This is a genomic window from Alkalibaculum bacchi (genome assembly GCF_003317055.1).
In the GTDB taxonomy this organism is placed as follows: domain Bacteria; phylum Bacillota; class Clostridia; order Eubacteriales; family Alkalibacteraceae; genus Alkalibaculum; species Alkalibaculum bacchi.
Genome location: NZ_QNRX01000006.1, coordinates 38,147 through 62,333 on the forward strand (window position 1 = coordinate 38,147; position 24,187 = coordinate 62,333).

A 24,187-nucleotide genomic window follows, 5' to 3' on the forward strand; every position below is an offset into this window, starting at 1 on the left:
GTATGATTCAAGCTTACCATGGCAATAATCTCCTTAGGGCACAGCTGATGCATTTTAATTACACAATAAGTAGCTCAATATTAAATAAGAGGTATCAATTATGGATCGATTTAATCCTTATCACTTGATGTTTCTCATATGGTCTGTCAGCATTATTTCTTTAAAAACCTATCCTAGGATATTCTTAGTAGATGGTTGGAGGGACACCTGGGTAGCGGTCATCGTCTCTTCAATACTTATCTTAATAATTGGGCTATACTTTATGAAAATTTGGAAATCCTCTGAAGAAAAAAATATAGTCAAAATATATCGAATAGCATTTGGCGAAACCCTAGGAAATGTTTTCATAGGATTATTTATACTGACGTCGTTTTTAATTTTAATCGAAAGCGCTGGCGTAGAAGCAGATGCTATGCACAATCATATGAGCATTGAAACACCTAAATGGTATTACGGGGTATTTTTTGTCCTGCCAGCCATGTACGTAGTAAATAAAAAAATATCCGCTATAATAACCATTTCTATCGTGGGAATTATCCTCATCTCAATTGCAGGAATTAATTTAGGTGCCTTGACTACCGCAGATAAGAAAGTAGAGCTTTTATTTCCTATTTTTGAAAACGGCATTACAAAAGGCTTTCTCATCTGCATATTAGAGACATTAGGATTATATGGGCACCTTTCTATCGTATTTCCTTATTTAAGCTATATACAAGATAAGAGAAACAAAATGACTATAGCCGTAGTGAGCGCTCTCATCTATCTCATTCAGATGGAAATCGTTGCGTCAATGGGCATACTCATGACCTTTACTCCAGAACGAGCAATTACCATGAATTATCCTAAATTACTGCAGACCCAACTAGTGAGCTTTTATCAATTTTTTGACTTTGGAGAGCTATACGTTATGCTTCAAACTGTAGGGGGCTGGATTCTAAAATACTGTATCACTTTTTACGGAATTTTACTCATTCTTAAGACATACGGTATAACACAAAAACAAAGAAAATATGTTATTTACATTCTTTCTGCTCTTGTATTTGTCTGTACTCATTTTGCTGGTAGAGATTCCTTGCTCTTCTTTAGGCTATTAAATGCTTTACAATATATTACCCTTGTAAATTTCGTAATCATTCCATTAATCGCATTTTCCTTGCTTCAGATCAAGATAAAATTGCAATTAGCGCAGAAGGACATCAATAATTAACAATCTAATTGTGGTATACTAAGCTATAGAATGAAGTCGAAAGGAAACTACAATGAGTAAAAAATTAGTATTAGCAGAAAAACCTTCTGTAGGTCGTGATATCGCAAGAGTACTAAAATGCAATAAAAAGGGTGAAGGATTTATAGAAGGAAATGAGTACATCGTGACTTGGGCCTTAGGACATCTGGTAGAATTAGCATCTCCTGAAAGATATGATGAAAAATATAAATCATGGAATATAGAAGACTTGCCTATGATGCCTTCTCCGTTTAAATTAGACGTCATAAAAAAATCCAACAAACAATTTCACGCTGTTAAAAAGCAACTAAACCGAAAGGATGTTACAGAAATCATTATAGCCACAGATGCTGGTCGAGAAGGAGAACTGGTGGCTAGGTGGATTACTGAAAAAGCACACTGCCAAAAGCCTATGAAACGTTTGTGGATCTCCTCTGTTACAGATAAGGCCATAAAAGATGGATTTAATCACTTAAAGGATGGTAGAAATTACGACAATTTATATTATTCTGCCTTAGCTAGAGCAGAAGCAGATTGGATTGTAGGAATAAATGCTACAAGGGCCTTAACGTGTAAATATAACGCACAACTTTCCTGTGGCCGGGTACAGACTCCAACCCTTAATTTAATCGCCACACGAGAAAAGGAAATAAAGGATTTTGTTCCTAAGAATTACTGGGAAGTTGAGCTTAGCGCAAACAGCAACTCTTTTTTATGGAAAAACCAAAAGACAAATGAAAGTCGAATCTTTGACGAGAATAAACTTCAAAATCTCCTAGGGAAATTTCAAGGTCAAGTTCAGGCAAAAGTGATAAAAGTAGATACAAAGGAGAAATCTTCTTATTCACCTCTCCTCTATGATCTAACGGAATTACAAAGAGATGCCAATAGATTATTTGATTTTTCTGCTAAGGAAACCCTATCTATCGCCCAGCGACTATATGAAAATCACAAGGTACTAACCTACCCTAGAACAGATTCTAGATATTTGACTACAGATATGGTCTCTACATTGTCGGAGCGTCTAGACGCCGTAAGAGTACAATCTTATTCCTCCTTTATAAGACAGATCCACATGCCAATTAAAGGAAGCAAACACTTTGTAGACAATAGCAAAGTAAGCGATCACCACGCCATTATCCCTACGGAAGAAAAGGTAATATTGTCAAGCCTTTCTGATGCTGAAAGAAAGATATTTGATTTGGTTGTAAAGCGCTTTCTCTCTGTATTATTTCCTCCTTACAAATACGAACAGCTTCGCATTGAACTTGAAGTATGTAGTGAAATCTTTGTAGCTACAGGAAATCATCCTATTCAATTAGGTTGGAAAGAGGTGTACTCTAAAGATCAGAATCTACAAGAAAACAAAGAGGTATCTTTACGCCCTCTAGAAGAAAATTCTTTTATTGACATTAAGAGTATCCATAAAGTACAAGGTCAGACATCACCTCCTCCCCTTTTTAACGAGGCAACACTTCTATCTGCCATGGAAAACCCTGCAAAGTACATGGACCAAAAAAACAGCAAAATTGCAAAGGTATTAGGCGAGACAGGAGGCCTTGGTACAGTAGCTACTCGGGCGGATATTATTGAGAAGATCTTTCATAAATTCTACGTAGAAAAAAAGGGAAAAGATATTATTACCACTAGTAAAGGGCGCCAGCTCTTAGATTTGGCACCGGAAGATTTAAAATCTCCAGACCTAACGGGTACTTGGGAACTTAAATTAGATGCTATAAAAAACGGAAAATTGGCAAAGAAGAAATTTATAGAGGACATAAAAGTTTATACTAAAGACATGATACAGGAAATTAAAACAGATACTGGTAAGTTTGTCCACGACAATATTACTGGTGAAAAGTGTCCTAACTGTGGAAAACACATGTTAGAACAAAAAGATAAATTTGGCACAATCCTAGTGTGTATTGATCGGGAATGCGGAACTCGCAAACGAGTAAGCAAGACTACAAATGCAAGATGCCCTCAGTGTCAAAAGAGATTGATACTACAAGGTCAAGGGGAAGGACAGATTTTTACTTGTAAATGTGGCTACAGGGAAAAATTAAGTTCCTTTAACAAGCGCAAGAATTCAGAGAAGAAGACTATTACAAAGAAAGAAGCACAAAAATATCTAAAGAAGAATAATCAAGATCAGCCTGAGGTTAATACGGCTTTAGCGGATGCGTTGGCGAAGTTGAAGTTGAAATAAGGTGGTCTAGGTGGTCAGGTGGTCAGGTGGTCAGCAAAATCATTACTCGCCTTCGGGCGAGATAAAGACCCAAGCTCCTGCTATTGTCATCCTGGAGCGAAGCGAAGGATCCCTACAAACGAACTATAGCGTATAAACTACATAATGAGCGATCACTTAGAACCGAATACAAAACCTTCAATGAACAATGAAAAATGAACATTGAACACGGAACATCACAAATATGCGACTCACGAAATCCTTATATTGCTCATTATTCATTGTTCACTACGATGTAAGTCGCATATTTGCTGACCACCTTCTCCATACATATGCTTCGCTAAATGAAGCAAGTCTTTCTTGTTATTATCCACTTTTTCCTCAATAACCTCTTCCAAAATCTTCTGTAGTATTTCACCTATTAATTTACCTTGTGGGATTCCTGCTTTTATTAGATCTTGTCCATTAATTGCTAAGCCTTTTATAGAATAACAGCTTTTACTCGCAATAATCTCATCTATCAAATAGTTAATTGTACTAATTTTACCTAATTCCTTATCATCTTTAGAATTTTGAGAGAGGGACTTTGCCCTTCTTAGTTGTAATAGTTCTTTTAGGACTTTAGGTGTTAGTTTATTCATCCACTTTTTTATATAGGGTTTATCTTCAATTAAATCTAAATCATAATAGAAAATTAGAGTATAGACTCTATTAGTGGTTTCCTTATCAAAGCGCATATCTTGAAGTATTTTCTTTACTATAAAGGCACTTTTTTCTGAAGAATGATTATTATCTATATTTTCCTCTTTTTCATAAGACAATATCGCTTGCTTACTTATACTGTGAAGTAGAGTTGCCATTCGTAGATACAAGATAGGTGGTGTATTAACAAGAGTTTTTACGGAAAGTTTGTATGCAGGATCATCCTTTGATTGTATCGATAATTCAGGGATGATTACGTCTATTATATCCCAGAATTCTAGAAGAACTTCTTCTACATATTGACCACAAATCATCTTAGAAAACTCTGAAGTAATCCGCTCTATTGAAATGTATTTCAGTTTATCTTTATAAGTATGTATGCTCTTTTTCGTATCCTCCTCAATTTGAAACCCTAATACAGCAGAAAAACGTAATGCCCTCATGATCCTGAGTCCATCTTCTGTAAATCTCTCATCTGGACTCCCTACAGTCCGAATGATTTTATTATATATATCTTCCTTACCATTGAAATAATCGATTATACCTGTTTTGGGGTTATAAGCTAGGGCATTCATAGTAAAGTCTCTTCGCTTTAAGTCTTCCATTAAGCTCTTTGTAAAAAGGACTCCATCTGGACGACGATGATCTGTATAGGTGCCATCAATTCGATAAGTCGTAATTTCTATTGGCATATGATTGATGACTACAGTAAGGGTACCATGTTTTATACCTGTTTCAAGCACTGTAAAAGAAGAAAATAATTGAAGAATTTGTGAGGGTAATGCATTAGTAGTAATATCAAAATCGTGAACTTCTCTCCCAATAAAAATATCACGAACACATCCACCAACGATAAAGGCCTCAAAGCCTGCCTGCTGGATTGTTTCTAGTGCATATGTAATTTCTTTTGGCAATAGGATATTCATTAAAAAACCTCATTTTAAGTGGAAGGTGGAAGAAAAACAAGCCTCGCCTATAGGCGAGAAAATGTAAGATCCTTCGTCGCAAGCTCCTCAGGATGACATACTCTGAGGTTCGGTGCACATACACTGGAGTTCGGTGTACATACACTGGAGTTCGGTGTACATACACTGGAGTTCGGTGTACATATACTGGAGTCTGGTGCGCATATACCTGTCATCCTGAGCGAAGCGAAGGATCTTAAGACCCTAGAAGCTTGACCCAGATTCCAACTTCCAACTTCCGTCCTGAGCTTTAACTTAGGACATTATACATCATTATTTTCGATAGATTGTTTTTTAGCATTTGGATTGTGATTTTGAGCTTCTTGAGTAATTGGAGTTTGCCCATTTGCCTTTTCTTTTCTTACCTTTTTTTTATCTGGTTGGCTATCTTTCGTCATACTAACATCTCCTTTAAATCATTTGATATTAGTATGTCCACATTCATAGGTGAATATTTTATTATTTGGAACAATAGTGGAGCAATCGTTGAACAATAGTCGAACAGTAGTTGAACAATTGTTTAACTATGGTTTAACGACCGTTCAACAATCGTTTAACTATTGTTAATTCAACTCGGATGTACAATGAGGACATCGCTTCGCATCTATATGTATCTCACTATAACAGTAATCACAGGCCTTTGTAGTGACAGCGACTTCTTCTTCAACTTCTTTTCGTTTAAATCGATTAAGCTGTTTTATAACGATAAAGATGGAAAAGGCAATAATTAAGAAATCAATAACATTATTTAAAAATAGTCCATAATTTAAAGTAGCCACACCTGCATCTTTGGCTTGTTTCATAGTTTTGAAGTTTCCTGGTCCTAAGGTTAAAAACAAATTAGATAAATCAACATTTCCTAATAATAATCCCACTAAGGGCGTAATGATATCAGTAACTAACGATGTTACTATTTTTCCAAAGGCACCACCAACAACGACACCCACAGCTAAATCAATCATATTTCCCTTTACAGCAAATTCTTTAAATTCTTTCCACATTTCGTTTCCTCCTTTTTTCGTATTTTCAACACGAGCCTCTAATGCTCATAGGGTATTTATACCATGTATTATCTCTTCCAAAACAGTTTTTAACAGCGGAAAGTGGAAATTTTGGTCACCAATGGTGACCGTAATCCACAATGACAAGGGCGTCATTCCCTACACTTTGAGAAGCTAGAAGCTATATTACCTCGCCTAAAGGCGAGTATCGTTTTTTCCGCCTTCAGCCTTCAGCTTTTGAGCTTTTGTTGACCACCTTACCACCTGAGAGTAATACCTGATTTATCTTGACCAGAGGGAAAGAGAAATCAAACGGTATTACCCCTGTCAAGGTTGGCGAGGTTTGTAGCGACTGTAAGGAGTTACAAGCCCGCAACCTACGACAGACCACCTGTTTTTCTAAAATCCCAACAAATCCAAAACCTTCTCCTCGACACGTCTATTCTTTCCTTCAAATGGAAAATCATGCATGTGAAGAGCTGGATTGAAGTTTAGTTCAATAATACAGTAATTATCTTCTGTGGGTGCTTCTTTACAATCTTTAAGAATAATATCGATGCCACATATCTTAGCATTTAGAGCTTTTGCAGCTTTTATAGCAATCTCTTTATAGCCTGGGTGCATTTCGTCTGTATAATCTATAGTATCTCCACCAGTACTGACATTTGAGTTTTCTCTCAAATAAACAGTCACATCTTTATCTAAAATAGATTTTTCCGTTAAATTTTGTTTGAGTAAAAAATCCTCTTCTACTACTCCTAGTTGAATTTTTTCTAAAGGTGTCACATATCCTTTGCCTCTAAGAGGGTTTCGATTTTTTATTTCTACTAATTCTTCAATCGTGTGTTTTCCATCGCCGACTACATTTGCAGGCACCCGGTGGACTACTGCCGCTAATTCATCTCCAATAACTAAAAATCGATATTCCTTACCTTTAAAAAATTCTTCAATTAAAACTGTACTATCTAATGCAAGAGCATAATCTACAGCTTTTTTAAAATCTTCTACCTTTCGATTTTCATCTAGTATGACTACTCCTTGTCCAAAGTTTGTGGAATTTGGCTTTACTACAATCTCTAGCCCTTCAAACTCATTATATGCCTGTACAGCCTCTTCTTGAGAATGAATCACTACACCATGGGGTACATTCATCTTTTGTTCTTTAAGGAGCAATTTTGTGACCTGTTTATTCTCCATAAGTAGTACAACAATATAGCTGTCTGCAGAAGTCTTCGTCGCCTGTTGAATATATTCTACTTTTCCTTCTTTTTCTAATCGAATGAGATTTTCTTTTTGATCTATAATTTCAACATGAATACCTCGCCTTAAAGATTCCTCAATCATAATTTGAGTAGATAGTTCTAATCCTTTTATATTCACTTCCATCATTTCGCCTCACTTGTTCTAATTTCAGTAACTTATCTTATTAATATACACGATTTAGTAGGATTTATCTAGAAAATATATAGCGGAAAGCGGAAGGTGGAAAGCAGAAAAATTACTCGCCTTTAGGTGAGAAAAAGTAAGGTCCTTCGTTTGCGCTCAGAATGACTGGCAGGAGCTAGAATCTAAAGCAGGAGTATCCTACTGAATAAAAAAGCCACCCTTAGGTAACTTCCCTTGGGTAGCTTAATTTCCGTTTTCTACTTTCCTCATTAGTTCACGCAAAAAAACCTGTAGATTTCTCTACAGGTTTCGGCTTCAAAATTATAGGCTTACTACGTTTTCTGCTTGTGGGCCTTTAGCGCCTTCAACTACGTCGAAAGAAACTCTTTCGCCTTCAGCTAAAGTTTTGTAACCATCTTTTTGAATTTGTGAATAATGTACAAACACATCATTTCCTTCTTCTGAAGTGATAAAACCAAATCCTTTGTCTCCGTTGAACCATTTTACTGTTCCGTTCATGTTAATACCTCCGAAAATTATAATCCCTTTTATCACTTGTAAAAAAACAAATTCATTAGAACAAAATGTGTATTCAATGCCAAATCTAAAAAGCTGTTATTCTAAATTCATTAATATAATTCTTTTACTAATAATGCAAGGTAAGATTAGTATATACCAATTCTTAAGTTTTATCAACTTTTTTAGCATTTTTTTAATAAAAATAATGGAAAAAGCCAAGGAACTCATCCACTTGGCTTTTTCTTATAATTTATTTTATTTTTCTACTGCTTTTCCTAATGCTTCTTGTGCTAATTTAACAAACTCACTGTAAGATTGGGTTGCTCCTGAAATGCTGTCTACTTCTGTAACATCTTGGGATTCTACTAAAGCTGCTTCATATTCTGGTAAGTATGTTTCTGGTTTTGTTCCTACTGCAGATTCCATGCTTGTGTTGTATTCCTCATCCTCTGATTTTAATGCATCCCCATTTTTGTAGTCAAAGTCTACAGTTGTAATTTTACCACCAGCAATTTCTAAAGTAACAAATGGAGTCCAACCATAATCATCAGCTTTACCTTCTGCTGTGTAAGTACCATCCGCTGCACTTTCTGGTGTAGTAACCCCATCTAATGCTGTCTCTTCTGTAGGCTCCTCCTTAGGTTGTTCTTGATTTGTATCTGGTTCAGTAGCTGGTTCTTCTTTCTCAGCACCACATCCAATAAATGTAATAACTAATAAACCTGCTAAAAATAAAACTAAAAACTTTTTCATTTGTAATCACCTCTGTAAAATAATTTAAACTTTGTCATTTTTGACTTAATCTATTGCATAGTGTGCGCAATATTGAAGTCAATTATTTATACATTTTGTTCCCCATAAAATAGCAATCCAAACAAAATAATGGTTATGGATATTATAAGATAAAAACCTATGCTGGGATTTGTAATTCCTCCATAGACAATGATACTAGAACCAAATATAGCTAATATAGGAATAATATATCTTCTAATAGGTTTTAAATCTCTAAAATGAATCATATACCAAATATGCAATAAAATATAAAAACCATATATGAGAACAATAGGTATTTCATCAATGGCAATATACCTTCCAAATAGATTATTGAGGCTACCGTACCAAATAAATAAATAGATACAAGACAAAGCAAAAGAATAAATTACTGAATAAGTCGGCATTTGCGTTCTTTTATTTACCTTTGAAAGCAATTTAGGCATAGGACCTTGTCCCCTTATAGCAAGAGAAAAAGGCATACGAATACAAGCTATGATCAAGCCGTTCAATGTACCTAAACAAGATATGACCACAAATAAAGATAATAATACGCCTGCAGGACCACCAAATAATGCCTTTGAAGCCACATTTACTGCATTGTCGCCTAAGTCAATAATAGTAGATGCCCCAAGCACTCCAACAATACCTAAAAAATAGCTGACATATACTATTAAAACAATGATTGCCCCTATAACAAGAGCTCTAGGTAAATTTTTCTTAGCATCTTTTATTTCATTGTTAATTGTAACTGCTGAAATCCATCCATCAAAAGCAAAAGCTGTAGATACAACAGCAGAAGATAAGGAACCCATATGATTACTAGCTTCTTCAGCACCTCCTATGAAACCTTCTAATAAAACTCCATTTCTTAATCCAAATATGGTTCCCACTATAGCGATTAAACCAAGAGGAATTAATTTTATTACAGTAGTAGTCACTTGAAGTTTCCCAGCTAAAACCGGTGCAAAATAATTCATAATGTAAATTATTGCTATATAAATAAATGCTATGACCCAAGTGGCATTTGAATTGTCTCCTTGTGGTACATTAAATAGAACTAATGTGTACGTGGCTGAAATCCATGCTAAAATAGCAGATAAAGGCGAGTAATATAAAATACCATTAAACCAGCCCATTAAATAACCCATTCGCTTTCCATATGCCCTCTCGTAATAATCTACGATTCCATTGGCTTTTTCTATTCTCTGAGCAAATTCTGAAACAACTAAAGCTCCAAAAACCATGGCCATAGCTCCTAGTATCCATGCAACTAAAGCTATATAAATATTTCCATTTGTCATTTTTAATACATCATCGGCTTTAAAAAAGACGCCTGAACCAATTACTACTCCAACAACCATAGAAGTAGCCGTCCAAAGTCCGTATTTTTTTTGTAGAGTTTCCACAATATTCCCCTTTCTAGATTTGTAATTGATTTTATTTCACTTATATTTTTCTATATTTTAGACACAAAATCAATCCTACAATAAAAAAATTCATTTTACAATAGCTTTGTCTCGAGTATTCCAATCTTAGTATGGTATTTTCATAAAAGAAATATAAAAAAACAACAGATTCATGTTTACATTTTAGGTATTAGGTGTAAATAAGATGTAAGTTCACTTTTTTGAAGGAGGATTATAATTTGGATAATAAAAATATGGAAGATAAGAAAAAACTCACTACCGTAGCAGGCGCTCCCGTCGCAGATAATCAAGATGTTATGACTGCTGGTCCTAGAGGTCCTATGTTTTTACAAGATGTGTGGTTTCTAGAAAAATTAGCTCATTTTGACCGAGAAGTAATCCCCGAGAGGAGAATGCATGCAAAGGGCTCTGGTGCTTTTGGTACTTTTACAGTTACAAATGATATTACTAACTATACTAGAGCAAGTATTTTCTCAGAAGTAGGAAAACAAACAGAGATGTTTGTGCGTTTCTCTACTGTTGCAGGAGAAAGAGGCGCTGCTGATGCAGAGCGAGACATTCGCGGCTTTGCAATGAAATTTTATACAGAAGAAGGAAATTGGGACTTAGTCGGCAACAATACCCCAGTTTTTTTCTTTAGAGATCCTTTAAAATTTCCTGACTTAAATCACGCTGTTAAAAGAGACCCTCGCACAAATATGCGAAGTGCTAACAACAATTGGGACTTTTGGTCATCCCTTCCTGAAGCTCTTCATCAGGTTACTATCACTATGAGTGATCGAGGAATTCCATATTCTTACCGACATATGCACGGATTTGGAAGTCATACATATAGCATGATTAATGCTGACAACGAAAGAGTATGGGTTAAATTTCATATGATATGTGAGCAAGGCATAAAGAACTTATCCGATGAAGAAGCTGCAGAAATTGTCGGAAAAGACCGAGAAAGTCATCAAAAGGACTTATTTGAGAACATAGAAAAGGGTAACTTCCCTCGCTGGACCATGAAAATACAAGTAATGACAGAAGAACAAGCAAATAACATGCCTTATAATCCATTTGATTTAACAAAGGTATGGTATAAAGGCGACTTCCCTCTAATTGAAGTAGGATTTATGGAATTAAATAAGAATCCAGATAACTACTTTAGAGACGTAGAACAAGCTGCTTTTAACCCTGCAAATGTTGTGCCAGGCATTAGTTTCTCACCTGACAGAATGTTGCAAGGTCGACTATTCTCCTATGGAGATGCACAAAGATATCGACTTGGTGTAAATCACCATCAAATACCTGTAAATTCACCTAGAGGTGCAAAATACGTAAACAGTTACCATAGGGATGGGCAAATGAGAGTAGATGACAATCAGGGTGGCAAATTACATTACGAGCCAAACACTTATGGGCAATGGCAGGAACAACCAGAATACAAAGAGCCTTTACTTAAATTATACGGTGATGCAGATCGATGGAATTTTAGAGAAGATGACGATGACTACTACACACAACCTGGTAAATTATTTAGATTAATGAGCCCAGAGCAACAACAAGTTTTATTTGAAAACACAGCAAGAAATATGGGCGATAGCGAAAAGCACATTAAAATTAGACATATAGAAAACTGTTACAAGGCAGATTCAGCTTACGGCGAAGGAGTCGCAAGAGAATTAGGTATTTCTATAAAAAAAGACCTTTCTCATTTAGGTGCAGCAGAATAGTTAAAGCGCTTTAGTCGCTAGTCATTCAATTAGTCACTAGCATCTGGGTATTCCTTTAGGGTCAAGATCCTTCGCCTTGCTCAGGATGACTGGCGTAGGAGCTAGTGTCAAAACCATACTTTTCCTATTTGATATAATACCACAACAAAAAAACCACAATTCATTGTGGTTTTTTTGTTGTTTATTGTTTCATGATACACAATCTGTAGATTGTATGCTAAAATAAATATATGGTATTTATCTTATTTGCTTTCTCTATCTTCTATCTTTCGTATCATTAAATATCACTCTTCAATCTAATATATAAAACACAATGAAAGGATCTTGCACATGAATAAAAAAATTGGCTTTATAGGCTGTGGTAATATGGCTAGAGCTATGATTAGCGGAATCGTACACTCAAAATTTATTGAACCATCTACTATTTATGCTTCTAACTCTTCCTCTGGGAAATTGAATCAAATTAGGGATGATTTTTGCATTTGTACTACAGACGACAATTTAAAAATTGCTAAGGAATGTGATGTAGTCGTTCTATCAGTAAAACCCCATCTATATGGGAAAGTCATTGATCAAATCAAAGATTTTATAAAAGAAGAAGCAATAGTAGTTATGATCGCTGCTGGACAAAAAATCGAGGACAATGAAAAACGATTTAATCGCAAAATAAAACTAGTAAGAGCTATGCCTAACACTCCTGCTCTTGTCAATGAAGGGATGACTGCTATCAGTGTAAATACTCTTGTTACAGATGAAGATAAAAGATTTATACAGTCTATGTTTGAATGCTTTGGAAAGATAGAGTTTGTAGAAGAAAGATTGATGGATGCTGTAACTGGAGTAAGTGGTTCTTCACCAGCTTATACCTATATGTTTATCGAAGCACTCGCCGATGGTGCAGTACTACATGGTATGCCTAGAAAACAAGCTTATACCTTTGCTGCTCAAGCTGTCCTTGGAGCTGCTAAGATGATATTAGAAACTGGTACACACCCAGGAGCATTAAAAGATGCAGTCAGTTCCCCAGGAGGTACAACCATCGAAGCCGTAGCCAGCCTAGAAAAAAGCGGCTTTCGCTCTGCGGTCATTGAGGCTGTAATTGCTTGTGTAGAAAAATCAAAAAACATGAATTAGCTGAAAGCTAACAGCGGACTGTTGAAATTTTTGACTATCTTTAGTGACTATTAGGCAGTCCCAGTTATGCGCCTTGTGAGGGTATGTTTCCCTTTCCGCATTCAATTTTCAGCCTTCAGCTAGAAAAAAGGAAGTGATGTCTATTAATATTTTATACGAAAAGTTTAAGGAAGTTTCTTTTACTGTTTTACCTGTCACTATATTAGTTGTTATTTTAAATTTTACTATTACACCCATTGATCACATATTAATGTATCGATTTTTATTAGGTGCTTTGCTTATCATCATTGGTATGTCTATTTTTTTAGTTGGTACGGATATCGGGATTTCCCCATTGGGTTCTCTTCTTGGTTCCACAGTAACTAAAACCAATAAGACTGCTATCGTCATTTTTTCAGGGATTTTGCTAGGGTTTATTATTTCCGTGGCAGAACCAGACTTACATATATTAGCAGGTCAAGTTCAGGATGCAACTGGAGGCGCAACCTCAAAAATAAATATAGTTATGATTGTATCCATTGGTGTTGCTCTATTGCTTTCAACAGGATTATTTCGAATTATTAGAAATCTCAAATTAAATAGATTGCTGACAATTATTTATGGAGTCATCTTTATCTTAACTTTATTTACCTCACCTGAATTCCTTGCCATATCTTTTGACGCTTCTGGAGCAACTACCGGTGCTCTAACAGTGCCCTTTATGTTAGCATTAGGCTTAGGGGTTTCTTCCTTAAAAGCTGGTAAGAACTCAGAAGATGATAGCTTTGGATTAGTTGGAGTCACTTCTACTGGAGCAATCTTGTCCGTTATGATTTTTCGTTTTTTTGCAAAATCAAAGGATTCTACCATTGAAGCCAGCACCATAGTAGCGAAGGAAATAAACAGTTCTATCTTTCGACCCTTTTTAGAGCAAATCCCACATATGGTGAAGGAGATGTTTATCGCCCTACTTCCATTAGTGATTATATTCCTTATATTCAATGCAATCTCTTTTAGATTATCTAAGAAGAAGTTTGGAAAAATAGTAAAAGGTTTTGCTTATACCTATATTGGACTAATATTATTCCAAACAGGCGTAAATGCAGGCTTTATGGAAGTTGGTAAAGTAGTAGGTCATTCTATTGCATCTCTTGACAACGACCTAATTGTAATTGCAATTGGATTTATTCTAGGTTTAGTAGTCATCTTAGCTGAGCCAGCTGTACACGTTCTTACGGAACAAATAGAAGATGTTACTAGTGGTTCTATTAAGAGAAAAGTTATACTATTTACATTATCTATTGGTGTAGCATTTGCCGTATCTCTATCCATGGTGAGAATTGTGGTGCCAGGCCTACAATTATGGCACTTTTTACTGCCTGGATACCTTATATCCATATTTTTATCTTATAAAGTACCTAGTTTATTCGTAGGTATTGCCTTTGACTCAGGGGGAGTAGCTTCTGGTCCTATGACTGCTACCTTTGTCTTAGCCTTTGCTCAAGGTGCTGCAGAGGCAATTGATGGAGCTAATGTTCTAGTAGATGGTTTTGGTGTTATTGCAATGGTTGCAATGACTCCTCTCATTGCATTACAAATATTAGGGTTAATTTATAAAATAAAATCAGTAAAGAAGGATGTGGACGGATAGTGATTTCTAGTAAATACAATTTATGTTGCGTAATCATAGATTACGGATTAGGCAGCAAAGTATTAAAGTTGGCTAAAGATCTAAGTGTTTCTGGTGGTACTATTTTTTTAGGAAAAGGCTCTGCAAAAAATCACTTATTGGAATGGTTTGATCTTACAGATATCCGAAAAGAAATTGTGCTTTTTCTCGCCGAAGAACATGTGGCTGAAAATGTACTGGATGCTATAAATAAAAAATTTAAATTTTGCAAACCTAATCATGGTATCGCTTTTTGTTCTCCTTTAGAAGACATTGTAGGTTCAAGGAGTTGCCATGTTGATAAAATTAAAGAAAGCAGAGGTTCTGATGATATTATGTATAAGGCTATTTTTACTATTGTAGATCGAGGCAATGCAGAATCCGTCATAGATGCAGCAGAGAAAGCGGGATCACAAGGGGGCACTATTATCAACGCAAGAGGTTCTGGCGTACACGAAAAAAGCACTTTATTTGCAATGACTGTCGAACCTGAAAAAGAAATTGTATTAATATTATCCGAAAAAGATAAGACAGAAGCTATCGTCGAATCCATAAAAAATGAGATCAAACTAGAAAACCCAGGAAATGGCATTCTCTTTATACTTGATACCATCTCTACATATGGAATCTTTAAAGACAACTGAAAGCGGAATGCGGAATTTTTAGCCACCTTTGGGTGGCTTTTGTATTAGATTCTTCCCTTCGCTCAGATGACCTATGTGCGCTTTGCGCACACCCCGTCAAACTGATAAAATTCCCAACATACCACGAGCCTAACTAAAGGGTTTCCGCTTTCAGCATTCGGCTTTCAGCTTCGGCTGTTTTCAAGATAAGCAGTTGGCCCCAATTCATACAGATTATTTCCGTAGCTATCAATGGCTACTACGACAGGTAAATCTTTTACTTCTAATCTTCTAATAGCCTCTGAACCTAAGTCTTCGTAGGCTACCAGCTCAGATTTAATAATCGATTTGGCCATTAAGGCTGCTGCTCCGCCAATTGCCGCAAAATACACGGCTTTGTTTTTTTTCATAGATTCTATTACTTCTTGAGAACGTATTCCCTTTCCAATCATACCCCTTAAACCTAAGTCTAGAAGTTTAGGAGCATAGGAATCCATCCTATAGCTGGTTGTTGGGCCTGCTGAGCCAATTGGTTTTTGTGGCTTAGCTGGTGTAGGTCCTACATAATAAATTATCGTATTTTTTAGCGGTATAGGAAGGTCTTCTCCTTTATCTATAAGTTCAACAAGCCTTTTATGTGCCGCATCCCTAGCAGTGTATAAAACTCCCGAAATCAGTACCTTATCCCCAGTTCTTAGTTCTTTTGCTCCTTCAGCAGTAAAAGGCACATTTATTCTCTTTTCCATATTGATCCCTTTCTTTTAACAATTGTCAATAGTTGTTTTAAAACTTTTTAGTATATAATGCATTTTTCAATAGTCTGTCTGTAGAGATTCCTCGGCGCAACTGAGAGGCAAGAAGTTAAACGCAAGATACTTTTTCACCTTTAGGAGAGTTTTCCGCTTTCAACTTTCACACATCCCAATTTAGCAAGTTCCGCTTTCACCTTTCCGCATTCTACGCTTTATAAAATAACACTTTTATGCCTCGTCACATGACAATTGATATTTACAGCTACAGGCAAACCTGCAATATGAGTTGGAAACACTTCCACACTTACTTTTAAGGCAGTTGTTTTCCCTCCAAAACCTTGTGGTCCAATACCTAATTTGTTAATTTCCTCTAGTAGATCTGCTTCTAATCCTTTATAAAATCCATCTGGATGATCTTCACTTAAAGGACGGAGAAGAGCCTTTTTAGCTAAATTAGCTGCCCTATCAAAGGTTCCACCTATTCCTATTCCTACTACAATAGGAGGGCAAGGATTGGGACCTGCTTCTCTTACTACCTGTAAGACAAAATCCTTAACCCCCTCTATGCCATCAGAAGGCTTTAACATCTTTATTTGGCTCATATTTTCCGAACCAAAGCCCTTAGGGGCCACTGTAATCTTCAGTTGATCCCCTTCAACAATATGATAGTATATAATTGCTGGGGTATTATCTTTTGTATTGATTCTATTTAGTGGATCTTTTACCACGGATTTTCTCAAGTATCCCTTGTTATACCCAAGCCTTACCCCTTCATTAATTGCATCTTCTAATAATCCGCCCACAATATGAACATCCTGTCCTAATTCTACAAAGACACAGGTCATACCAGTGTCTTGGCAAGCTGGCATGCTTTCTTCTCTTGCAATTTTGATGTTTTCTAAAATATGATCTAATATCTCCTTCGCCATAGGCCAAGGTTCACAAGATGCAGCTTCTTCGATTTTTTCTTTTACATCCAATGGAATATTATAATTTGCATCAATGCATAATTGTTTAACAGCTTCTGTTATATCCTCTACTTTAATATCCTTCAATCTTTATCACAATCCTTAAATAAGTTTAAAAGCACCCTCAGTGCTTGAGGCACCAGTGGTGGCTCAAAGATTTTGCTGACCACCTAACCACGTGACCTCCTACTTTTAATTATTTTATCATATCTTCTTACTTCTCCAAATATTTTGTCCTATCTTCATTATTTCTTTGTTTAATTAAGGAAAAGTTAAGAGTAATTAATGTATAATATAATTAAGCTAAATATTATTTTGTAGTAAGCACCCTGTATAGAAATCTAAGACAATCGTCTACTATAAAATGAATGAATATAAGGAGGTAATCTATTGCCAACAAATAAACCTAAAATACCAAAGAAGCCCATATTCTTTTACTATGGTATAGCTTTACTCATTATCATATTATTAAATTCCTTTGTATTCCCTAATATATTGGAACCACAAATAACAGAAGTGGATTATGGAACTTTTCTGAACCAAATTGAAGATGGACAAGTAAAAGAAGTAGAAATAGAGAATACTCAGATTAAATTTACTACAAAAGATGCCAAAAATAAGGGTGTAACTTATGTTACTGGCCGAGCAGATGACCCTGATTTAGTAGAGAGATTGCATAGCCAAGATGTAAAATTTGCTCAGATAATACCCGAAGAAATTTCTCCTCTTATGAGTCTATTTATCTCTTTAATATTACCAATGTTGTTTTTTATAGGCGTTGGACAATTACTTACTCGTAATTTACAAAAGAAAACAGGTGGTTCAAATGCCATGTCCTTTGGAAAGAGCAATGCAAAGGTCTATATAAAAGCAGAAACGGGTAAAACCTTTGCCGATGTAGCTGGGCAGGATGAAGCGAAAGAAGCTCTTACGGAAATTGTAGATTTTCTCCACGACCCCAAGAGGTATACAGAGATTGGTGCTCAACTACCTAAAGGTGCTCTATTAGTAGGGCCTCCTGGAACTGGAAAAACATTGCTTGCTCAAGCTGTAGCAGGTGAAGCCAATGTACCCTTTTTCTCTATCTCTGGATCTGAATTCGTGCAGATGTTTGTAGGTATGGGTGCTGCAAGAGTTCGTGATCTCTTTAAACAAGCACAAGAAAAAGCACCTTGTATTGTCTTTATAGACGAAATTGACGCTATCGGTAAAAAGCGTGACAGTTCAGGTATGACAGGTAATGATGAAAGAGAACAAACATTAAATCAATTGCTGACAGAAATGGATGGCTTTGATGGCAGTAAAGGAGTAGTAATCTTGGGTGCTACAAATAGGCCTGAAACTCTAGACAAAGCTTTGCTTCGTCCGGGTCGATTTGACAGGCGAATTCCAGTTGAACTTCCTGATTTAAGAGGTCGTGAAGAAATCTTAAAGGTACATGCAAAGAAAATCAAAGTAGATAACAATATTGATTATAATGCCATTGCTAGAGCTACAGCAGGGGCTTCTGGTGCTGAATTAGCTAATATTGCCAATGAAGCTGCTTTAAGAGCTGTCCGCATGGACCGAAAAGAAGTCAATCAATCTGATTTTGAAGAATCTGTAGAAACCATATTAGTTGGTTATCAGCGAAAAGGTGCAGTCATATCAACTAAAGAAAAGCTCATTATCGCTTACCATGAAATTGGTCACGCCTTAGTAGCAGCAAAGCAAACAGACTCTGCACCAGTACAAAAAATCACCATTATTCCTAGAACATCTGGTGCCCTAGGTTATACGATGCAAGTAGATGAAGGAGAAAAGGTCCTTTTATCAAAAGAAGAAGCATTTAACAAAATTGTCACCTTTACTGGTGGAAGATCTGCGGAAGAGGTCATCTTTAATTCCATCACTACAGGAGCGTCTAACGATATTGAACAGGCTACAAAATTAGCAAGAGCTATGGTCACTCGTTATGGTATGAGCGAAGACTTTGATATGATGGCATTAGAAACTGTAAACAACCCATATCTTGGTGGAGATTCTTCTCTAACTTGCTCTACAAATATGGCAGGCAAAGTAGACCAAGAAGTTCTAAACATCATCAAAGCCGCCCACTCCAAGGCAAGAGAAATACTAACAGAAAATATGGATAAACTTCATGAACTAGCGAAATATTTACTAGAAAAAGAAACGATAACTGGTGAAGAGTTTATGAGAATACTTAATGACAAAGAGGACGCATAAGCGTCCTCTTTGTCATTGGTGGAAAGTGGAATGCGGAAATACTCGCCTTCGGGCGAGATCGTGAAGAGCAAGATCCTTCGTCTAAAGCCTCAGGATGACAAGACAGTAGCCAAGGTTAAAAAATGCACCATATGCTAAAAGATATTAATTGCCAAAAGATTAAAATGAAAGCTACCCAAAGGTGGCAAATTTTCCACTTTCAACATTCCACTTTTCACTAATCATAGAACGAACTCGTCAACCTTATCATATATTCTTTTTAATCCATCCACATCCATACCTGGAAATAACCCACTGTTTGTTCCTAGTATAAAACCTTTAAAGTCTGTGGCATCTTTGATTTCACTTACCATAGATTTTATAGCATTTTCGTCATCTGAAGCATTAATGTCATTTATATCCAAATGCCCCCATAAGCAGATCTTTTTACTATAGCTTGCTAAATCTTTTACATTCATTTTGCAGTTTCGATCGATGCAGTGTATTCCTTTAAAGCCTGCTTCTACGATATCATCCATAACACTCATATAGTACCCATCAGAATGGAAAAAGGGAGTCATTTTCCTACTTTCAATTTCTTTGACTTGGCGTTCTAAAGTAGGTAAAAAAAGCTCTCGAAATATACTTGGTCGTACAATTAATCCATCCTGAAAAGCGATATCATCCGCTACAATGATGCCATTGATGCCTTGATCTGACAACTTTGCGATGGTCTCTTTATTAATCTTTTCAACTTCTAGAATGAATTCCTCTAGCTCTTCGTCTCCACTCATAACCATAGATAGATACTCTGGAAAACCAAAAACTCTCAAACCTAATTCAAAAGCTCCATCTAATATAACAAAGGAAAACAAATCCCTATTGACCCATTTATTTATATCTAAGGAGCTACAGTCAACAGACAGGCTATTCTTAGGATAGGTAGGTGAAAGCACGATCATATCTAGTCCTAAGCTTTTTGCAAACTCGTATCTTTCATCAAAGCCAATAGATAAAGTGTCTAATGATTTTGCAATTACCTTATCATCCAGTACCAATTCTCCCTTTGGCACCCTTGCTCCCCTCTCATGTCTCAAAATGCTCTGTACTAATTCACGTGAACTTACCACTTTTATCACTCCAGTCTTACTTATGCGAATTATTATATCATAAATTTTCTAGTATATAAAAAAAGACAAAATCCTAAATAGGATTTTATCTTTTTAAATAAGAATTTTTATTACACTTTATTTTGTTTTTTAATCCTCTACTACGTCTACGTAAGCCGTTCTTAGGATTTCTTCATTGGCACAGGCTTGTTTGTAAAACCAATCTCTTACGGTTTTAGCTATTTCATGATCTGTACCATTCATTGTTTCGGGGTATACAGCAATCAATTTATGAGTTCCCTCTTCTTTGAGCCCAACCTTTTTACCTTGAAATTCTCCCATATACTTTCCTCCTCTGTACTCTATTCTATTTATGTATACCCAAATTTAGAGAAATTAATATAAAAATTATGGAGTAATTTTTAAGCGGAAAGTGGAATGTGAAAGGTCCAACTACTCACCTAACTCGAGCTCCTGCCTAGTCATTCAGAGTGCAGCGAAGGATCTCTACGCATTAATTACTAAAATAGAAGCATCTAAAAACAAGTTCTGATTCCTCTAACGCACGTCACCGGCCACCATGGGTGGCCAATTCCTGGTGGCTGAACGCTGATGGCTAGTCCTTTAGGTCTTCTTCCGAAATAGCACTTTCACCACCAATTATAGTTCCTTTGATGAAATTTCTATCATATTTTTCATGCTGACTTTCTTCATTTCTAAAATCATACCAAGAGGGTCGTTGATAGATTCTTAGTCCGAATTTTGGTATGATTGCTAATATATGATCAAATATATCGGACTGTATTCCTTCGTATTGATCCCATACAATCTCTCTTGTAAATGCATAAATTTCTATAGGTAGACCAAATTCCACTGGTGATAATTGTCTTACAATTTGAGTCATTCCCTTATGGATTTTAGGATGGTATTTTAAATATTGGTGAATGTATATCCGAAACACGCCTATATTCGTCAAATGCCTTCCATTTGCCACATCGTCATAGTCTACATTATGGGCCTCATTATAAGTTCTAATTTCCTCTTGTTTTGTTTCAATATAATCTGTTAAATAATGAATCTTTTTAAACGCTTCTAGCATTTCCTTGGTACAAAACTTTATGCTTGATATATCTATGTAAATAGATCTTTTTATCCTTCTTCCACCAGCTTCTGTCATACCTCGCCAATTTTTAAAGGAATTCGTCATAAAAGCATAAGTTGGAACAGTATTTACAGTTCGGTCAAAATTTTCAATCTTTACTATATTCAAAGAAATTTCTAGAACTTCACCATCCACATTGTAACTAGGCATTTCAACCCAATCTCCTATTCGCATCATATCATTTGCAGACAGTTGAATACTAGCTACTAACCCTAATATAGAATCTTGAAAGACTAACATTAGTACTGCTGAAAATGCACCAATACCACTTAAAAGTAGTAGTGGATCCTTTCCCATAAGGGCGGCTATAATTTGTAAGCCAGCTATAACATACACAATGATTTTTATCACCTGTAAAAAACCCTTTATTGGCCTATATTTAGAATATTCAAAAGTATTGTAAATATCATCTACTACATTGAGCAAACAACTGATTACAGATACTACTACTACAATAAAGTAAATCGTAGCAATATTTTGCAGTATAATCGTTAAATACTGTGGAAATAAAGGAGCAAATGCATAAATAATGATAACAGGTACAATATGAGACAATCTGTCATAGACTTTTCGCTTTAAAAAGGCTTCATTCCATTTTAGCTTATTCAATCCTTTAAACTTAGTAAAAGAAAAAATGACAAGTCTATTTGTTAATTTCATCCCTATAATGCAAAATAAACCCATAAATAACAATAACAAAATAATAGATATATTTAGAACCAATCCCTCAGAAGTCTCTAAATGGTCAAACCAGCTCGCTATGTAATTAATCATATCTAACCTCCTAGCTGTATTTTGATAGTAGATAGTTTACAATACTTTTAATAAAAAATCTAGTAAGTCCTTCTTCTCTGTAATAACCTATCTAATCCTCAATCTTTTTGTATTTTTTTTATGAATTATCTAGATTCTACACAAAAATAATTTGACACCATTCCCTATTAAAGGGTAAAATTTAAAAGTTAAACGAATATAAATATTATATGTATAAGGAAGATGAAAATGTCTGAAAAAAAATTTAGTTTTCAAGAGGAGGTTCGCAGAAGAAGAACTTTTGCTATTATTTCTCATCCAGATGCGGGTAAAACTACTCTTACAGAAAAACTATTACTATATGGCGGTGCTATTCGACTAGCAGGCTCTGTTAAATCTAGAAGATCTCAAAATCATGCTGTCTCTGATTGGATGGAGATCGAAAAGCAGAGAGGAATTTCTGTTACCTCTTCTGTATTACAATTTGAATACGATGATTACTGCATAAATATCCTTGATACTCCTGGTCATCAAGATTTTAGTGAAGATACCTATCGAACCCTTATGGCGGCCGATTCTGCAGTTATGGTTATAGACTCTGCTAAAGGTATTGAAAGCCAGACAAAGAAACTATTCCATGTCTGCAAAATGAGAGGCATTCCTATATTTACATTTATAAATAAATTAGACCGTGATGGAAAAGATCCCTTTGAATTGGTGGAAGAACTTGAGAAAATTCTTGGTATTCGCTCTTACCCTATGAACTGGCCTATAGGAAGCGGAAGAAACTTTAAAGGAGTATACGATAGACAAAAACAGCAAGTTGAAGTTTTCGGTGGAGGAAATCATGGACAATCCCTAGCACAAGCTGTAAAGGGTAATGTAGAAGATGATAGCTTTAAAGAACTTTTAGGAGATGAATTACAGGAAAAACTCATTGAGGATATTGAATTATTAGATATTGCAGGTTTTGAATTTGATTTAGAACAAGTATCACAGGGAAACCTTACTCCAGTGTACTTTGGAAGTGCCTTAACGAATTTTGGTGTAGAACCTTTTTTAGAGGGGTTTTTAAACTTTACGTCCCCTCCTAGTTCAAGAAATAGCAATCAAGGTCATATTAACCCAGAGTCTGAAAATTTTACAGGATTTATCTTTAAAATCCAAGCTAATATGAATCCAACTCATAGAGATCGTATTGCATTTTTGAGAATCTGTTCTGGCAAATTTGAAAAAGGTATGCAAGTAAATCACGTTCAGGAAAATAAGAAGGTAAGACTAGCTCAACCACAGCAATTTTTAGCTCAGGACCGAGTCATAGTAGATACTGCTTACCCTGGAGATATCATAGGTATTCACGATCCTGGAATCTTTAGAATTGGCGATACCTTATGTGAAGACAATTCAAAAATCCAGTACGAAGGCATACCCTTATTTGCTCCAGAACACTTTAGCAAAGTATACACAAAAAACGCCTTAAAGAGAAAACAGTTTGTAAAAGGCATTACTCAATTGGCAGAAGAAGGGTCCATTCAAGTGTATAAGAGACCTAATATTGGCGTAGAGGAATTAATCGTAGGCGTAGTTGGCGTTTTACAATTTGATGTTTTAGAATATCGATTAAAAAATGAATATGGTGTTGATCTCATCATGGAAAGAACACCTTATCGCTATATCCGCTGGATTAAAGGAGATCAATTTGACCCAGATTGTTTCAATCTAACCATGGATACCATGATTGTAGAAGACGTAGACGAAAACCCAGTACTTTTATTTGCTAACGAATGGTCTATTGCTACAGTACAAGATAGAAATAAGGATATAGAATTGGCGGAGATATCTTATAGGAAATAATGCGCTGAAAGCTGAAATTTCGGTCACCGATGGTGACCGTTTTGAGTTAAAAGGGCAGAAGAAAAAGGGGACAC

At 35.7% G+C, this 24,187-nt stretch carries 20 protein-coding genes; 8 read left to right on the top strand and 12 right to left on the bottom strand.

The genetic code is table 11. From position 1 onward, the window contains the following. Nucleotides 1–100: 100 nt before the first annotated feature. Together DES36_RS05710 and DES36_RS05715 are read left to right on the top strand one after the other, a co-directional pair. Nucleotides 101–1,207, top strand: coding sequence for an endospore germination permease (locus tag DES36_RS05710; RefSeq protein ID WP_113920267.1), 1,107 nt, complete (start codon nt 101–103; stop codon nt 1,205–1,207). A 52-nt stretch (nt 1,208–1,259) separates the two neighbouring features. Beyond that, nucleotides 1,260–3,434: a DNA topoisomerase III gene (locus tag DES36_RS05715; RefSeq protein ID WP_113920268.1), complete on the top strand. Its 2,175-nt coding sequence runs from the start codon at nt 1,260–1,262 to the stop codon at nt 3,432–3,434. A 257-nt stretch (nt 3,435–3,691) separates the two neighbouring features. On the opposite strand, the gene DES36_RS05720 is transcribed toward DES36_RS05715, so the two are convergent. The 7 genes from DES36_RS05720 to DES36_RS05745 all read right to left on the bottom strand — a co-directional run bounded on the left by DES36_RS05720 (nt 3,692) and on the right by DES36_RS05745 (nt 10,166). Beyond that, entirely contained in the window at nt 3,692–5,041 is a 1,350-nt protein-coding gene (locus DES36_RS05720; protein ID WP_113920269.1) for a CCA tRNA nucleotidyltransferase, read from the bottom strand. Nucleotides 5,042–5,343: 302 nt separating this feature from the next. After that, entirely contained in the window at nt 5,344–5,478 is a 135-nt protein-coding gene (locus tag DES36_RS15285) for a hypothetical protein (protein WP_278278694.1), read from the bottom strand. Between the two features lie 165 nt (nt 5,479–5,643). After that, a complete protein-coding gene (gene mscL, locus DES36_RS05725; protein ID WP_113920270.1) occupies nt 5,644–6,081 on the bottom strand; it encodes a large conductance mechanosensitive channel protein MscL in 438 nt (145 codons plus the stop codon). 399 nt (nt 6,082–6,480) lie between these two features. Next, nucleotides 6,481–7,470, bottom strand: a complete 990-nt coding sequence (gene gshAB, locus DES36_RS05730) for a bifunctional glutamate--cysteine ligase GshA/glutathione synthetase GshB (protein WP_113920271.1) — start codon at nt 7,468–7,470, stop codon at nt 6,481–6,483. A 318-nt stretch (nt 7,471–7,788) separates the two neighbouring features. Continuing rightward, entirely contained in the window at nt 7,789–7,986 is a 198-nt protein-coding gene (locus DES36_RS05735; RefSeq protein WP_113920272.1) for a cold shock domain-containing protein, read from the bottom strand. 255 nt (nt 7,987–8,241) lie between these two features. Then, the gene (locus tag DES36_RS05740; protein WP_113920273.1) at nt 8,242–8,739 is read right to left on the bottom strand and encodes an FMN-binding protein; all 498 of its coding nucleotides are present in this window, start codon (nt 8,737–8,739) and stop codon (nt 8,242–8,244) included. 86 nt (nt 8,740–8,825) lie between these two features. Continuing rightward, nucleotides 8,826–10,166 (bottom strand): APC family permease, encoded by a 1,341-nt coding sequence (locus DES36_RS05745; RefSeq protein ID WP_242981708.1) that lies wholly within the window; start codon nt 10,164–10,166, stop codon nt 8,826–8,828. Between the two features lie 254 nt (nt 10,167–10,420). On the opposite strand from DES36_RS05745, the gene DES36_RS05750 reads away from it, so the two are divergent. The 4 genes from DES36_RS05750 to DES36_RS05765 all read left to right on the top strand — a co-directional run bounded on the left by DES36_RS05750 (nt 10,421) and on the right by DES36_RS05765 (nt 15,331). Further along, complete coding sequence (locus DES36_RS05750) at nt 10,421–11,905, top strand: catalase (protein WP_113920384.1); 1,485 nt, start codon at nt 10,421–10,423, stop codon at nt 11,903–11,905. A 330-nt stretch (nt 11,906–12,235) separates the two neighbouring features. Then, nucleotides 12,236–13,039, top strand: a complete 804-nt coding sequence (proC, locus tag DES36_RS05755) for a pyrroline-5-carboxylate reductase (RefSeq protein WP_113920274.1) — start codon at nt 12,236–12,238, stop codon at nt 13,037–13,039. Between the two features lie 142 nt (nt 13,040–13,181). Beyond that, on the top strand, nt 13,182–14,669 hold the full coding sequence (locus DES36_RS05760) for a DUF1538 domain-containing protein (RefSeq protein ID WP_113920385.1): 1,488 nt from the start codon (nt 13,182–13,184) through the stop codon (nt 14,667–14,669). After that, entirely contained in the window at nt 14,669–15,331 is a 663-nt protein-coding gene (locus DES36_RS05765) for a P-II family nitrogen regulator (RefSeq protein WP_242981709.1), read from the top strand. The genes DES36_RS05760 and DES36_RS05765 overlap by 1 nt, the downstream gene beginning before the upstream one ends. Before the next feature lie 164 nt (nt 15,332–15,495). On the opposite strand, the gene DES36_RS05770 is transcribed toward DES36_RS05765, so the two are convergent. Both DES36_RS05770 and DES36_RS05775 read right to left on the bottom strand, forming a co-directional pair. Beyond that, entirely contained in the window at nt 15,496–16,056 is a 561-nt protein-coding gene (locus DES36_RS05770) for a Fe-S-containing hydro-lyase (protein ID WP_113920276.1), read from the bottom strand. Nucleotides 16,057–16,274: 218 nt separating this feature from the next. After that, complete coding sequence (locus DES36_RS05775) at nt 16,275–17,117, bottom strand: fumarate hydratase (protein WP_113920277.1); 843 nt, start codon at nt 17,115–17,117, stop codon at nt 16,275–16,277. A gap of 303 nt (nt 17,118–17,420) precedes the next feature. On the opposite strand from DES36_RS05775, the gene ftsH reads away from it, so the two are divergent. Beyond that, nucleotides 17,421–19,256, top strand: coding sequence for an ATP-dependent zinc metalloprotease FtsH (gene ftsH / locus DES36_RS05780; protein WP_113920278.1), 1,836 nt, complete (start codon nt 17,421–17,423; stop codon nt 19,254–19,256). Nucleotides 19,257–19,477: 221 nt separating this feature from the next. Here the strand turns inward: ftsH and DES36_RS05785 are convergent, their stop codons facing one another. The 3 genes from DES36_RS05785 to DES36_RS05795 all read right to left on the bottom strand — a co-directional run bounded on the left by DES36_RS05785 (nt 19,478) and on the right by DES36_RS05795 (nt 22,280). Beyond that, complete coding sequence (locus DES36_RS05785; protein ID WP_113920279.1) at nt 19,478–20,365, bottom strand: uroporphyrinogen decarboxylase family protein; 888 nt, start codon at nt 20,363–20,365, stop codon at nt 19,478–19,480. 129 nt (nt 20,366–20,494) lie between these two features. Then, entirely contained in the window at nt 20,495–20,686 is a 192-nt protein-coding gene (locus DES36_RS05790; RefSeq protein WP_113920280.1) for a hypothetical protein, read from the bottom strand. 274 nt (nt 20,687–20,960) lie between these two features. Then, complete coding sequence (locus DES36_RS05795; RefSeq protein ID WP_113920281.1) at nt 20,961–22,280, bottom strand: mechanosensitive ion channel family protein; 1,320 nt, start codon at nt 22,278–22,280, stop codon at nt 20,961–20,963. Nucleotides 22,281–22,508: 228 nt separating this feature from the next. Here DES36_RS05795 and DES36_RS05800 point away from each other — a divergent pair, with 228 nt between their 5' ends. Further along, on the top strand, nt 22,509–24,113 hold the full coding sequence (locus DES36_RS05800; protein ID WP_113920282.1) for a peptide chain release factor 3: 1,605 nt from the start codon (nt 22,509–22,511) through the stop codon (nt 24,111–24,113). Nucleotides 24,114–24,187 lie beyond the last annotated feature (74 nt).